The sequence below is a fragment of the Janibacter melonis genome (assembly GCF_003721155.3).
Taxonomy (GTDB): domain Bacteria; phylum Actinomycetota; class Actinomycetes; order Actinomycetales; family Dermatophilaceae; genus Marihabitans; species Marihabitans melonis.
This window is the reverse complement of record NZ_CP044548.2, coordinates 2,774,413-2,787,585: the sequence shown is the minus strand read 5'-3', so window position 1 is coordinate 2,787,585 and position 13,173 is coordinate 2,774,413. Positions and strand designations below refer to the sequence as shown.

Sequence of the window (13,173 nt, the reverse complement as noted above, 5' to 3'; positions counted from 1 at the left end):
CCTGCCGACCTGGGCGTGGCCATCAGACCAGGGGATGGGTCGGCCCGACCCTAGGGTGGAGGCCGTGACGACCCGCGCCGCCCTGCACCACCGCACGACGTACCGCTTCGCCGAGCCGGTCCACCTCTTCCCCCACGCGATCCGCCTGCGCCCCGCGCCGCACGCACGCACCCCGGTCTCGGGCTACGAGCTGCGGGTCGAGCCGGCCGAGCACGTCCTGCGGTGGCACCAGGACCCCTTCGGCGGGTGGGTCGGCCAAGTCGTCTTCACCGCCCCCGCCGACGAGCTCGAGGTCACGGTCGACCTCGTCGCCGACCTCACGCCGGTCAACCCCTTCGACTTCTTCGTCGAGGACTACGCGAGCACCGCCCCCTTCGCCTACCCGGCCGACCTCCGCGACGACCTCGGGGCCTACCTGCAGCCCGTCGACGACGGGCCGCGAGGGTCGGGCCTGTCGCAGGAGTCGACCGCATGGGTCGAGTCGACGATCGCCGGGGCGATCGGGGACGAAGGGGGTGAGCTGCCTGTCGTCGAGCTGCTCGTCCGCCTCAACCGCGCGGTGCGCGTGCACGTCGCCTACTCGACCCGGATGGAGCCGGGGACGCAGGCACCGCACGAGACGCTGGAGCGCGCCGTGGGCTCCTGCCGCGACTCGTCGTGGCTGCTCGTCGCGGTGCTCCGTCATGCCGGCCTGGCCGCGCGCTTCGCCTCGGGCTACCTCCTGCAGCTCCAGACCCCCGGTGAGGACGGCCCGTCGCGCGACAGCGCCGAGCTGCACGCGTGGGCCGAGGCCTACGTCCCCGGTGCGGGCTGGGTCGGGCTCGACCCGACCTCGGGGCTGCTCGCCGCCGAGGGGCACATCCCGCTCTCGTGCACGCCGCGCCCGAGCAGCGCTGCGCCCATCAGCGGGACGACGACGCCCGCGGAGGTCGACTTCTCCTACGAGACGACGCTCACCCGGCTCGACGACGCCATCTGAGCACCGGGGTCAGCGCGCTGCCGGGCTCGTGACCCCCGGCGGGGCGACGTCGAGCTCGTCGGCGAGGGACGCGAGCCGCTCGAGCTGCTCGTCGCCGTAGGGCACGCCCTCCCACTCGGCCCGGGCGGCGGCGGTGACCGCCCGCAGCCCCGGCGTCCGCGCGTCCGGCCCGCTCGCGACGACGCGGTCGACGAGCTCCTGGGCCCGGGCGGCGAGGTCGACGCCCTCGGCCGGCGCGACGGCGATCATCATCAGGCTCACGCCCTGGGTCTCGTCGTGCCGGGTCGGCAGGCCGACCTCGTCGCCGAAGCGCTCGCCCCCGGCGAGCACCCCCGTGAGCAGCTCGAGGGCGATGCTCAGGCCGAAGCCGCGGTGCCCGCCGATCGGCTCGAGCAGCCCGGTCGACCACAGCGACGGGTCGCGCGTGGGCTCGCCCTGCGCGTCGCGCAGCACGCCCTCGGGCAGCTCCTCGCCGCGCTCGCGGTGCAGGTCCATCTGCCCCGTCGACATCGTCGTCGTCGCGGTGTCGTAGAGGACCCGGCCGTGCTCGCCGGCGGGGGCCGCGACGGCGTGCCCCATGTTGCTCACGACGCGGCGGGTGCCGCCGGGTGCGGCGACGAGCGGCGGGCCGTTCGTCACGGCGATGCCGAGCATGCCGGCCGAGGCCGCGAGGTCGGCGTAGTAGCCCATCGCCGCGGCCGAGGAGGTCCGCCGCACGGAGACGGCGCCGACGCCGAGCGCCCCGGCCTTGGCGACCGCGCGACGCATCGCGTCCGTGCCGGCGACCTGGCCCCACCCGTCGCACGCGTCGAGCACCGCGTAGGCCGGGCGCTCGAGGACCGGGACGACCGGTGCGGTGGCGTCGGTGCCCCCGGCGCGCACCCGGGCGACGCACTGGACGAGCTTGCTCGACACCCCGTGCGCCGGCAGGTCGTGCGCGTCCGCCCAGACGAGGCCGTCCGCGGTCCAGCCCGCGTGCTCGACGGACATGCCGACGGCCCGCAGGGCATCTGCGGCGAAGCGGTGCAGCTCGCCGAGTGCGACGTGGCGGCTCATCGGTGCACCAGCGCCCGGCGCAGGAGCACGACGACGAGCACCGAGCCGACGGTGCCGACGAGCAGCACCGGCGCGAGCATCGGCACGCTCGCGAGCAGGCCGGCCATCGCCGCAGCGCCGACGACGAGCCCGAGGAGGATGAGCGCCGAGTGCCGGACCGCGCGCACGCCGTGCCCGGAGACGAGACGGATGACGACGGTCGTCAGCGTGCCGGTGAGATAGGTCGTCGAAAGGCCCGAGACGCCGAAGCGCTGGATCGCGCTCGACTGCAGGCCGAGCGCGGCCGCCGCGGCGGCGAGCATCGGCAGGAAGGCGGCCCGGGGCGGCTCGGCCCCGAAGCCCCACCACGCGATGCTCACGCCGGCGAAGAGGACGAGCTCGACGACGAGGGCCACGGTGACGGCGCGGGGCCACACCGGGTCGCCCGGTGCGGCCGTGCCGGCGATCCGGGCGCCGAGCGCGGCGCCCGCGACGAAGGCGCCGATGGCGACCGCGGTGAGGAGCATCTCTGACCCGTCACCATGCGCGGCGGCGACGCCGAAGAGGACCATGTTGCCCGTCATGACGCTCGTGAAGGCGTTGCCCAGCGCGAGGAAGCCCAGCGCGTCGGTCGCGCCGCTGGCGATCGCGAGGACGACGACGAGGCCGGCGCGCAGCCGCTCGCCGGCGGCGCGACGCTCGGCGTCCTCGCTCACGGGCGGCGCCGGAAGCGGGTCGGCGGGACGGGTGCTCTCGGGTGTGCTCACCCGAGCATGCTCCCAAACCCGGGCGCGCCGGGGTCGGGTGGATGTGCACGACGATCAGGCCGTATTCGTGTGCATCTTGACCGTGGTGACGACCCCCCGGCCGCCCCTAGCGTCGTCGTATCGCACCAGGGCCGCAGCGAGAGCACCGGCCCCCGTGAAGACGTTGAGGAAAAGGTGATCGTCATGGCAGATCTGCTGTCGAAGGAAGACTTCCGCGCCGCGCTCGAGGACGCGATCAAGGGCCGCGAGGCCTCGACCGCGTCGTTCAGCCAGGCCTGGGCTGACGGCAAGCTCGAGCGCAAGCACTTCGCCCGCTGGGCGGAGAACCACTACCACTACGTCGGCCCCTTCGCCGACTACCTCGGGCTGGTCTACGCCAACACCCCCGAGACCCACCAGGACGCCAAGGACTTCCTCCTGCAGAACATGTACGAGGAGGAGCTGGCCGACATCCGTCACACCGACCTGCTCATCCGCTTCGCGGAGGTCTGCGGCACGACGAAGGAGCGGGTCGAGGACCCGAGCAACATGAACGCCGTGACCCGTGGCCTGCAGGCGTGGTGCTACATGGTCGCCTCCCGCGAGCACTACGTCGTCGCGACTGCGGCGCTCATCGTCGGCCTCGAGTCGCAGGTCCCGCAGATCTACAAGAAGCAGATCGTCCCCCTGCGTGAGACGTACGGCTTCGACGAGGACGAGATCGAGTTCTTCGACCTCCACATCACCTCCGACGAGGTGCACGGCGAGCGCGGCTACCAGATCGTCCTCGAGGGGGCCGACACCCCCGAGCTGCAGCAGCGCTGCCTCGAGTACGTGCGGATCGGCGCCGAGATGCGCTTCAGCTACACCAAGGCCCTCTACGACAGCTATGTCGCCGAGGACCTCGGTCGGGTCGCCGCCTGACCGAGCCGACAGGGCGGGCGCCGGGTCACGGCGCCCGCCCTCGTCGCACCCTTCGGCCGGTACCCGGCCCCGAGATCACCGAGGAGCACCCCATGGGCCAGTGGCACGACGTCGCGAGCGTCAAGGACCTCAGCCTGCGCAAGAAGAAGGCCGTCGAGGTCGACGGCACCCCCGTCGCCCTCTTCTGGGTCGGCGGCAAGGTCTACGCGCTCAACGACATCTGCGTCCACGAGGAGCGCCGCCTCAGCAAGGGCACCCTCCTCTTCGGCAAGGTCATCTGCCCCGGGCACCAGTGGAAGTTCGACCCCGAGACCGGCGAGCCCGACGACCAGGACGGCTGCCAGCCGACCTACGCGGTGCGCGTCTCGGACGACGGCGCCATCGCGGTGAGCCTCGACCCCGCAGACAAGACCGAGCTCTCGGGGCTGGTGCCGGCATGAGCGCCCACCCGAGCAGCGTCGTCGTCGTCGGCGGCGGGCAGTGCGCGGCCGTCGCCGTGCGCACCCTGCGCCGCAAGAAGTACGAGGGCCCGGCCCTCGTCCTCGCCGGCGAGCCGCACCGCCCCTACCAGCGCCCGCCGCTGTCGAAGGACTACCTCGCCGACCCCGCCGCGAGCGTCGACCTCCTGCCGCAGGACTGGACCGACGGCAACGACGTCACCGTGCGCACCGGCGTGACCGTCGAGCGCGTCGAGGAGGGCGAAGGGGGACCCGCCGGGTCTCTCGTCGTCGTCACCGCGGACGGGGAGCGCATCCCCGCCGGCGCGGTCCTCCTCGCCACCGGCGGCACCCCCCGCGAGCTGCCCGGCGCCCCGGCCGGCGAGCGGGTCCACTACCTGCGCACCCGCGACGACGCCGACCGCCTGCGCACCGCGATGGCCTCGGCCCGCTCGCTCGTCGTCGTCGGCGGCGGCTTCATCGGCGCCGAGATCGCCTCGACCGCCCGCGACGCAGGCCTCGAGGTCACCGTCGTCGAGGCGGCCGGGCAGCCCATGCAGCGCGCCCTCGGCGACCGGCTCGGCGCCGTGTGCTCACGGCTGCAGCGCGAGCACGGCGTCGACCTGCGCCTGAGCACGGGCGTGGAGTCGCTGCGCGAGGAGCCCGACGGCGTCGTCGTCACGACGAGCGCGGGCGAGGTGCGCGCCGACCTCGCGGTCGTCGCCATCGGCATCGTCCCGAGCACCGAGGTCGCCGAGCGCTCCGGCATCGCCTGCGGCGACGGCGTCCTCGTCGACGCGAGCTGCCGCACGAGCATGGCCGGGGTGTGGGCCGCGGGCGACGTCGCCTGCCAGGAGCACCCCCAGGCCGAGGGCCGCGTGCGCGTCGAGCACTTCGACAACGCGAGCAAGCAGGCCTCCGTCGCCGCCCAGTCGATGCTCGGCGTCCAGACGACCAACAGCGACGCCCACTGGTACTGGTCGGACCAGTTCGGCGCCAACCTCCAGGGCGTCGGGCACCCCCGGCCCGACGACGAGATGGTCGTGCGCGGCGACCTCGAGGACGAGCGCTTCACGGCGTTCTTCCTGCGGGACGGCGCGGTCGCGGCGGTCTTCGCCCTCAACGACGAGGACACCGTGGGCCTGGCCCGCGAGCTCGTCACCATGCGTCTCGAGGTCCCCCGCGAGCTCCTCGCCGACCCCGAGCGCGACCTCTTCGACGCACTGGAAGGAGCGGCGACGTGACCCGACTCAAGGGCAACTTCATCGGTGGGGAGTGGGTGTGGCCGGGCTCAGGGGCATCCTTCGAGCGCACCAACCCCGCCCGACCCGACGAGCTCGTCTCCGTGGCCCCGTGCTCCAGCGCGGCCGACGTCGACGAGGCGATCACCCATCTCGCCCAGCACCGGCACGAGTGGGCGGCCACGGCGCCGGAGAAGCGGGCCGACGTCCTCGTCGCCGCGGCCGACATCCTCGCCGCCCAGGCCGAGGAGCTCGCCGTCGAGCTCGTCCGCGAGGAGGGCAAGACCCTCGCCGAGGCGCGGATGGAGGCCACGCGCACCCCGCAGAACCTGCGCTTCTTCGCCGGCGAGGCGCTGCGGATGACGGGAGAGACCTTCCCCACCGGCGACGGCTCGCTCGTCTTCACCCGCCGCGGCCCGGTCGGCGTCGTCGCCGCGATCACGCCGTGGAACTTCCCCCTCAACATCCCCTCGCGCAAGCTCGGCCCGGCGCTCGCCGCCGGCAACGCGGTCGTCTTCAAGCCCAGCGAGGTCACCCCCCTCATGGGTCAGCGCCTCGTCGAGGCGCTCGTCCAGGCCGGCGTCCCCGGCGGCGCGCTCGCCCTCGTCCACGGTCACGCCGAGGTCGGCCGGGCCATGGTCGCCAACGACGACGTCCACGCCGTGACCTTCACCGGGTCCACCGCCGTCGGCACCGCGATCCACGAGGTGAGCGGGCCCGAGGTGCGCACCCAGCTCGAGATGGGTGGCAAGAACGCCCTCGTCGTCCTCGACACCTCCGACCTCGACCGCGCGGTCGGCATCATCGCGAAGGGGGCCTTCGGGCTCTCGGGGCAGGCCTGCACCGGCACCTCCCGCGTCGTCGTCCACGAGGCCGTCGCCGACGAGCTCGTCCGCCGTCTCGCCGAGGTTGCCGAGGCCGCCCGGGTCGGCAACGGCCTCGACGACGGGGTGACCTTCGGCCCCCTCGCGAACGCCGCCCAGGTCGACAAGTTCCAGCACTACGTCGACGGCGCGGCCGCCGAGGGCGCCCGGCTCGTCACCCCCGGCGACGAGCGGGCCGAGCCCGCCGGCGGCGGGTACTTCGTGCGGCCGACGATCTTCCGCGACGTCGACCCGCTGTCGGCGCTGGCGCAGGAGGAGATCTTCTCCCCCGTCCTCGCCTTCATCACCGTCGGCTCGTACGACGAGGCGGTGCGGGTGGTCAACAACACCGAGTACGGCCTGTCCGCCGGTCTCGTGACCTCCGACATCGGGCAGGCCATCCGCTTCGCCGACGACGTCGAGACCGGGCTGGTCAAGGTCAACCAGGCGACGAACGGCATGGCCATGAACGCCCCCTTCGGCGGCATGAAGAACTCGTCGACGCAGACCTTCAAGGAGCAGGCCGGCGCCTCGATGATGACCTTCTACACGACCGACAAGACCGTCTACTTCACCCCCTGATCGCGAGGACACCATGACCGAGAACATCGAGCAGACCACCGACGCCGCCAGCACGGAGGTCGTCTTCCACAAGGTGTGCCGCAGCGGGCAGGTCCCCGAGGGCTACGTGCGCCGCTTCTACGTCGACGAGCTCGAGTGCGCCGTCGCCCGCCTCGGCGGCAAGGCGTACGCGACGAGCAACTACTGCACCCACCTCGACTGCCTGCTGAGCAGCGGCAAGCTCCAGGACGACGGCATCCGCTGCTCGTGCCACGGCAGCGTCTTCGAGCTCGAGGGCGGGCAGCCGATCTACCCGCCGGCCACCGAGCCGATCGCCGTCTACCCCGTGCGCGAGGACGAGGGCGAGATCTACGTGGGTGTCAGCCAGGCCGACATCGAGCACGGCGGCCCGCGCCGTCGCAAGCCGCGCGACTGATGACCGCTCCCGTCGCCGTCGCCCAGGACAAGCAGGTCGTCCTCGGGCGGCAGGCCGCGGTGAGCGCGAGCCACCCGCTCGTCACGGCGGAGGGCGCGCGCGTCCTCGCCGAGGGCGGGACAGCGGTCGACGCGACGCTCGCGATGGCCGCGGTGAGCTGGGTGGCGCTGCCCGGCCAGTGCGGCATCGGGGGCGACGCCTTCGCCGTCGTGCGCGAGCCGGACGGCCGCGTGTGGACGGTCGGCGGGAGCGGGTACGGCCCCGACGGGGCCGACCTCGCCTTCTTCCGCGGCCGCGGGCACACCTCGATCCCGCTCACCGGCCCCCTGTCGGTCACGGTGCCGGGCGCCCCCGCCGCGCTCGGCGTCCTCGCCCGCGAGGCCACCCGCCCCTTGTCACAGCTGTGGGCCCGCGGCATCGACCTCGCCCGGCACGGCTTCGCGTGCACGGCGAAGAACCGCTACGACATCACCGAGCGGCGCGAGCCCCTGGCCGCAGACCCGTCGACCGCGGCCTGCTTCCTGCCCGACGGCCGGGTGCCGGAGGTCGGACGGCTGCTCCACCAGCGCGACCTCGCCGACACCCTCGACGTCCTGGCCGACGACCCCTTCGCGATGTACACGGGCGAGCTCGCCGAGCGGGCGCTGGACTTCCTGCGCGCCGGCGGAGCCCCCTTCAGCGGGCAGGAGTGGGCGCTCGGCGCCCAGGTCGAGCCCGCTCCGGCGATCACCGGGACGTACCGCGGACTCACCGTGCACCAGACGCCGCTGCCCTCGGCGGGCTGGATGATGCTCCACCAGGCCGCCCTGCTCGACGGGCTGCTCGCCGACGGCGACCTGCTCGACGCCGCCTCGGTGGCCGCGCTCGCCGGTGCAGCCCGGGCCGCCTTCGACGACCGGTACGCGCTCGTCGGCAGCGACACCGACGCCTGGCGCGAGCTGCTCGACCCCGAGCGGGTCGCCCGTCAGCGCGCCGGCCTGACGACGGCCGGCCCCGTCCCCGCCTCCCCCGACGGCGACACGACGAGCATGGTCTGCGTCGACGCCGAAGGGAGGTCCGTGAGCTTCATCCACTCCCTCGCCTTCACCTTCGGCGCCCGGATCACCGTGCCCGGCACCGGTGTCGTCCTCGGCAACCGGCTCGGCCGTGGCGCCTACCTCGTCGAGGGCCACCCCAACGAGGTGCGTCCCCGGCGCAAGCCGCTGCACACCCTCAACGCGTGGGTCGCCGACGACGCCGACGGGCTGCGCCACGTCGGCAGCTGCCCCGGAGGGGACGGCCAGGTGCAGTGGAACATGCAGGTGCTCAGCCACCTCGTCGACCACGGGCTCGACCCCCAGCAGGCCGTGTCGCTCCCCCGGCTCAGCGTCTTCCCGGGCTCGGACGCCGACGTCCTCGGCTCGCCCGCCCAGATCCGGGTCGAGGCGGGGCTGGACCCCCAGACCATCGCGCGGCTGCGCGCCGACGGCCACGACGTCGTCGAGATTCCGGTGCAGGTCTTCGGCCCCGGCGGCTCGGCCATGGCCATCTCGAAGGACCCGACGACCGGCGTGCTCTCCGCCGGCGCCGACCCCCGCATGGAAGGCATGGCGATCGCATGGTGACCCCGCTGCCCGCACCTCCCCGCCCGCAGGGCCGCTACGTCCCCGCGAGCCGGGCCGGCGACCTCGTGACGACCGCCGGCATGACGCCGCGGGTCGACGGGACGCTCGTCGTCACCGGGCAGGTGGGCGGCGCCGTCGACCTCGACCGCGCCCGAGAGGGCGCCGCGATCGCCGCGCGCAACGCGCTCGTCGCCGTGCTGTCGCAGGCCGGCGACCTCGACGCGGTCGCCGGCCTGCTGCGGATGACGGTCTACGTCAACGCCGTGCCCGGGTACACCGAGCACAGTGCCGTCGCCGACGCCGCGACGGACGCGCTCGTCGAGCACCTCGGCGAGCGGGGCCTGTGCGCCCGCTCCGCCGTCGGTGTCGCGAGCCTGCCCGGCGACGCCCCGGTCGAGGTCGAGCTCACCGCGCTGCTCCGGGCGGGCGCCCCCTGACCGTCCGCGGGCAGACGCCCGACCCGGGCTGACGAGGCGGCGCCGGCGAGCGCCCGCCGGCACGCAGAAGCCCCCGCACGCCGGGCGACCAGGGGGTGCTCGTCCGGTGTACGGGGGCGGCTCTCGGCTCTCCGGCCTTGGCCGGTGGGATCAGGCCCGGAGGTCAGACCGGCGGGTTCTGCTCCATGTGACGCGCGAAGGCCTCGATCGCCGCGGCGCCGACGGCCTTGTCCTGCTCGCCGTTGCCGCCGGAGACGCCGATGGCGCCGACGATCTGGCCGTCGAACTCGAGCGGGAAGCCGCCGACGAAGATGGCGAACTTGCCCGGGAGCATGTGGCTGATGCCGAAGGCCTCGTTGCCGGGCAGGGCGGGGCCGTCGGGACCCTCGTTGAACTTGTGCGTCGGGCGCTCGTGGCCGGCGGCGGTAAAGGCCTTGGCGATGGAGATGTCGACGCCGGTGAGCCGGGCGCCGGGGATGCGGTGCAGGGCGATGACGTTCGCGCTCTCGTCGACGACGCACAGCGTCTGCTTGACCCCGATCTCCTCCGCCTTGGCGCGGGCCGCCTCGAGCACGGGGAGCGCGTCGTCGAGGGTGATCCGGTAGATGCGGTGCATGAGAGTCCTTCGCTGCGATGGGGGGGTCTGACCCCTCGAGCCTGGCCTACTCGCGAGCCGTCCTCAATGGTCACAATGCATGACCTTCGCCGGGTCTGCCTGGCTACACTGCACAGATGAGGGAGACCCCCGTCGACGGCGCCGCCGAGCAGGTCACGCTGCGCTCCGTCCTCGCCGAGCCGCTGCTGCGCTCGGCCTGCCCGATCCTCGACGGGCCGGACGACGCGGTCGTCGACTGGGCCCGGCCCGCGCTCGAGGTGCTCGCCAACGAGAGCGACCTGCACCGCACCGTCGTCGTCGGCGACGACCGCGACCTCTCACCCGCGCACCTCGACCCGCTGGCCCGTCGCGGCGCGGTCGCCGTCCTCGTGCGCGAGCCCGACGAGGAGCGCTGGCGCGCCGCCGGCCCGGGCTCGCCGCTGCCGGTCGTCGGCTTCCGCGCCGGCGCGTCGGTCGACGCCGTCGTGCGGCTCGTCGCCCAGCTCGCGCTCGCCCACGAGAGCCACGTCCTGCGCTACGCCACCCGCGTCCACGAGACCCTCGCCGTGCACCTGCACCGCGGCAGCGGCGTCGAGGCGATCTGCCAGCAGCTCGAGCGCCTCACGGGCTGCGCCGTCGCCTTCCTCGACGCGACGAGCTCGCTGCACGCCGTGGCCCGTGACCAGGAGCCCTGGCTCGACTCGACGACAGCGGGCTCGATCGCCCGCCAGGTCACGGCGCACCCCGGGCGACCCGCCCCCCTGAGCAGCGACCACCACCTCGTCCACGAGCAGCAGGCCGAGGCGAAGGGGATCCCCGTGCACGTCCTCAGCGCCGAGGTGAGCGTCGCCGAGCGCTCGGAGGGCTGGCTGGTCCTCGTCGACGACGACCCGCAGCCCGCCGGGCACGACGTCGCGACGCGCACCATCGCTCTCCAGCAGGCCGTCGGCATCGTCGCCACCGAGATGCTGCGCACCCGCAGCGTCGAGCGCGCCGAGGAGCGCGCCCGCGGCAACTTCGTCCACGCCCTGCTCCACGGCCGCTTCTCGAACTCCGCCGACCTCTCCGCCCGAGCGGCGCACCGCCGCTTCCCCGTCGACCGCCGCTACGGCGTCGTCGTGCTCCAGGCCCGCGGCCTCATCGCCGACAACGACTCGCCCCAGCGCCTGGCCAACATGGCCCGTGAGGCCCTGCGCCTGCGCGGCGCCGAGGAGCGGGCCGCCCTGTCCGCCGTCGTCGGCGACGTCATCGCCGTCGTGCGCGAGGTGGCCCCCGCCCGGCGCTCCGGACACGACAGCGGCACGAGCGAGCTCGCGGGCTACGCCACCGCCCTGCACCGGCGTCTCCAGCCCGAGACCGACCGGGCCATCCTCGTCACCTACGGCCGCCCCGTCGACGGGGCGATGCGCATCAACGAGAGCTATCGCGAGGCGCGCATCGCCCTCGCCCTCGCCGCCCAGCTCGGGGTCGGCGAGCCGGCCGGCTTCACCGACATGCGGGTCTACGCCACCCTGCTCGACCTCGCCCTCGACCCGCGCGGCCGGGCCTACGCGCACGAGCTCGTCTCCCCCCTTCGTGAGGCGAGCGGAGACCTCGACGAGGCCGTCGAGACCTACATCGAGGCCGGCGGCAACCTCACCCAGGCCGCCCGCGACCTCCAGGTCCACCGCAACACGATGCTCTACAAGCTCGAGCGGGCCTCGAAGGCCGTCGCCCAGGACCTGCGCGACCCCGAGACGCAGTTCGCCGTGTGGCTCGCGCTCAAGCTGGACCTGCTCGCGCGCACCGCCGACGCCGTCGGCGACTCCGTCGAGTCGGGCTGACTCAGGCCGCGACGGCGACGACGTCGGGCTCCTGCGCCGGGGTGCGCCCGGCGAAGGTCACGCCCAGCGCGACGAGCCCGACGACCGCGGCCCCGACGAAGATCACGCCCATCCGCCCCGACGGCGCGATCATCGCCACCCAGGCCGCGCCGGCCGTCGAGCCCGCGAAGCGGGTGAGGTTGAACAGGCCCAGCCCGGATCCGATCGCCCCCGCGGGCGAGCGCGTCGCCCCGGTGGCCGCCGGCGTCTGGACCATCGCCATCGCGACGCCCGCGAGGAGAAGGCAGACCACGAGCGGGCCGAGCGGCGGCACCTCGGCGCTCACGACGACGGCGCTGGCGACCGCGACGACGACGACCCCGAGCAGACCCAGGCGCAGCACCCCCCGCGGCGACCAGCGCTCGGCGACGCGCCCGACGAGCGGCGCGGAGACGGCCATCATCACGGGCAGCGCGAAGAAGATCACCCCCGCCTGGCTCAGGCTCAGCCCCATCGGGCCGGTGAGCACCAGCGGCGCGGCGACGAGGCTCGTGCCGAGCATGAACATCTGGGCGAAGGCGGCGAAGCAGCTGCGGAAGAAGCGCACCTCGCCGATGAGGCGAAGGGGGATGAGCGCCCGCGGGTTGCCGTAGGAGACCTTGACGAAGCCGGCGAGGAGGAGCAGGCCGAGGACGACGAGCGCGACGTCGACGCGGCGGTCGACGACCGGCTGGCTGAGCAGCGTCGCCCCGAGCAGGACGAGGCCGGCACCGCCGGTGAGCAGCACAGCCCCGGGGACGTGGAAGGGCGCCTCGCGCGGCTCGACCCGGGGCACGGCGGCGGAGATGACCGTCAGGGCGATGCCGGTGAGCACCGCGACGAGCACGAAGATCGCCCGCCACCCGAAGGCGTCCGCGACGATCCCCCCGACCGGTGGCCCGAGCGCCTGGCCGACGCCGTTCGCGGCGGCCCAGGCCCCCATGAGGCGGCCGCGCTGCTGCGGGTAGACGACGATGAGGATGCCCATGACGAGCGGCGGGATCGCCGAGCAGCCCAGCCCCTGCAGCGCGCGCGTGCCGATGAGGAAGGGCAGGTTGGGGGCGAGCGCGGCGGCCAGCTGCGAGGCGCACATGAGCGCGAGGAAGGCGACGAGCACCCGCTTGCGCCCGAAGCGGTCACCGAGCCAGCCGGTGAGGGGCAGGGTGATCGCCAGCATGAGGCTGAAGGCGCTGACGCACAGCACCGCGTAGGCGACGGGCTCGTCGAAGTCCGCCGCGACCTGACGGAGGGGGACGTTGACGATGTTGTTCGACATCGTGCCGATGATCGTCACGAGGAGGAGGGCGCCGACGGCGAGGAGGGCCGACCGGCGGCCCGGCACGTCGCTGCGCGGCACGGTGCTCCCTTCGCTCCCCTGCGGACCCGCGTCAGCGGAGTTCACGCTCACGATCCTCTCGCCGAAACATCCCCGTAAGAGGACACCTGCACAGTAATTCACGCGCTTGCCTGTGCA

At 74.0% G+C, this 13,173-nt stretch carries 13 protein-coding genes; 9 read left to right on the top strand and 4 right to left on the bottom strand.

Annotation, left to right across the window (positions count from 1 at the left end):
- Positions 1 to 64: 64 nt before the first annotated feature.
- The gene (locus tag EEW87_RS13350; protein ID WP_123092601.1) at positions 65 to 979 is read left to right on the top strand and encodes a transglutaminase family protein; all 915 of its coding nucleotides are present in this window, start codon (positions 65 to 67) and stop codon (positions 977 to 979) included.
- A gap of 9 nt (positions 980 to 988) precedes the next feature.
- On the opposite strand, the gene EEW87_RS13345 is transcribed toward EEW87_RS13350, so the two are convergent.
- A complete protein-coding gene (locus tag EEW87_RS13345) occupies positions 989 to 2,035 on the bottom strand; it encodes an Ldh family oxidoreductase (protein ID WP_123092568.1) in 1,047 nt (348 codons plus the stop codon).
- Positions 2,032 to 2,781 (bottom strand): YoaK family protein, encoded by a 750-nt coding sequence (locus EEW87_RS13340; RefSeq protein WP_123092569.1) that lies wholly within the window; start codon positions 2,779 to 2,781, stop codon positions 2,032 to 2,034. Before EEW87_RS13340 ends, EEW87_RS13345 begins: the two co-directional genes overlap by 4 nt.
- A gap of 183 nt (positions 2,782 to 2,964) precedes the next feature.
- Between EEW87_RS13340 and EEW87_RS13335 the strand changes: the two genes are divergently transcribed.
- From EEW87_RS13335 to EEW87_RS13305, 7 genes are all read left to right on the top strand, one after another.
- Positions 2,965 to 3,684 (top strand): iron-containing redox enzyme family protein, encoded by a 720-nt coding sequence (locus tag EEW87_RS13335; protein WP_123092602.1) that lies wholly within the window; start codon positions 2,965 to 2,967, stop codon positions 3,682 to 3,684.
- A 92-nt stretch (positions 3,685 to 3,776) separates the two neighbouring features.
- Positions 3,777 to 4,124 carry a Rieske (2Fe-2S) protein gene (locus EEW87_RS13330; RefSeq protein ID WP_123092570.1) on the top strand — a complete coding sequence of 116 codons (348 nt, stop codon included), beginning with the start codon at positions 3,777 to 3,779 and terminating at the stop codon, positions 4,122 to 4,124.
- Positions 4,121 to 5,365, top strand: coding sequence for an NAD(P)/FAD-dependent oxidoreductase (locus tag EEW87_RS13325; RefSeq protein WP_123092571.1), 1,245 nt, complete (start codon positions 4,121 to 4,123; stop codon positions 5,363 to 5,365). The genes EEW87_RS13330 and EEW87_RS13325 overlap by 4 nt, the downstream gene beginning before the upstream one ends.
- Positions 5,362 to 6,807, top strand: a complete 1,446-nt coding sequence (locus EEW87_RS13320; protein WP_123092572.1) for an aldehyde dehydrogenase family protein — start codon at positions 5,362 to 5,364, stop codon at positions 6,805 to 6,807. The genes EEW87_RS13325 and EEW87_RS13320 overlap by 4 nt, the downstream gene beginning before the upstream one ends.
- Before the next feature lie 13 nt (positions 6,808 to 6,820).
- Positions 6,821 to 7,222: a Rieske (2Fe-2S) protein gene (locus EEW87_RS13315; protein ID WP_123092573.1), complete on the top strand. Its 402-nt coding sequence runs from the start codon at positions 6,821 to 6,823 to the stop codon at positions 7,220 to 7,222.
- Positions 7,222 to 8,826, top strand: coding sequence for a gamma-glutamyltransferase family protein (locus EEW87_RS13310; protein ID WP_123092574.1), 1,605 nt, complete (start codon positions 7,222 to 7,224; stop codon positions 8,824 to 8,826). The genes EEW87_RS13315 and EEW87_RS13310 overlap by 1 nt, the downstream gene beginning before the upstream one ends.
- Positions 8,820 to 9,263 (top strand): RidA family protein, encoded by a 444-nt coding sequence (locus EEW87_RS13305; protein ID WP_123092575.1) that lies wholly within the window; start codon positions 8,820 to 8,822, stop codon positions 9,261 to 9,263. Before EEW87_RS13310 ends, EEW87_RS13305 begins: the two co-directional genes overlap by 7 nt.
- A 163-nt stretch (positions 9,264 to 9,426) precedes the next feature.
- Here the strand turns inward: EEW87_RS13305 and EEW87_RS13300 are convergent, their stop codons facing one another.
- Positions 9,427 to 9,879: a GlcG/HbpS family heme-binding protein gene (locus EEW87_RS13300; RefSeq protein WP_123092576.1), complete on the bottom strand. Its 453-nt coding sequence runs from the start codon at positions 9,877 to 9,879 to the stop codon at positions 9,427 to 9,429.
- 116 nt (positions 9,880 to 9,995) lie between these two features.
- Here EEW87_RS13300 and EEW87_RS13295 point away from each other — a divergent pair, with 116 nt between their 5' ends.
- Complete coding sequence (locus EEW87_RS13295; RefSeq protein WP_163562457.1) at positions 9,996 to 11,681, top strand: PucR family transcriptional regulator; 1,686 nt, start codon at positions 9,996 to 9,998, stop codon at positions 11,679 to 11,681.
- A gap of 1 nt (position 11,682) precedes the next feature.
- Here the strand turns inward: EEW87_RS13295 and EEW87_RS13290 are convergent, their stop codons facing one another.
- Positions 11,683 to 13,101: an MFS transporter gene (locus EEW87_RS13290; protein WP_123092603.1), complete on the bottom strand. Its 1,419-nt coding sequence runs from the start codon at positions 13,099 to 13,101 to the stop codon at positions 11,683 to 11,685.
- Positions 13,102 to 13,173 lie beyond the last annotated feature (72 nt).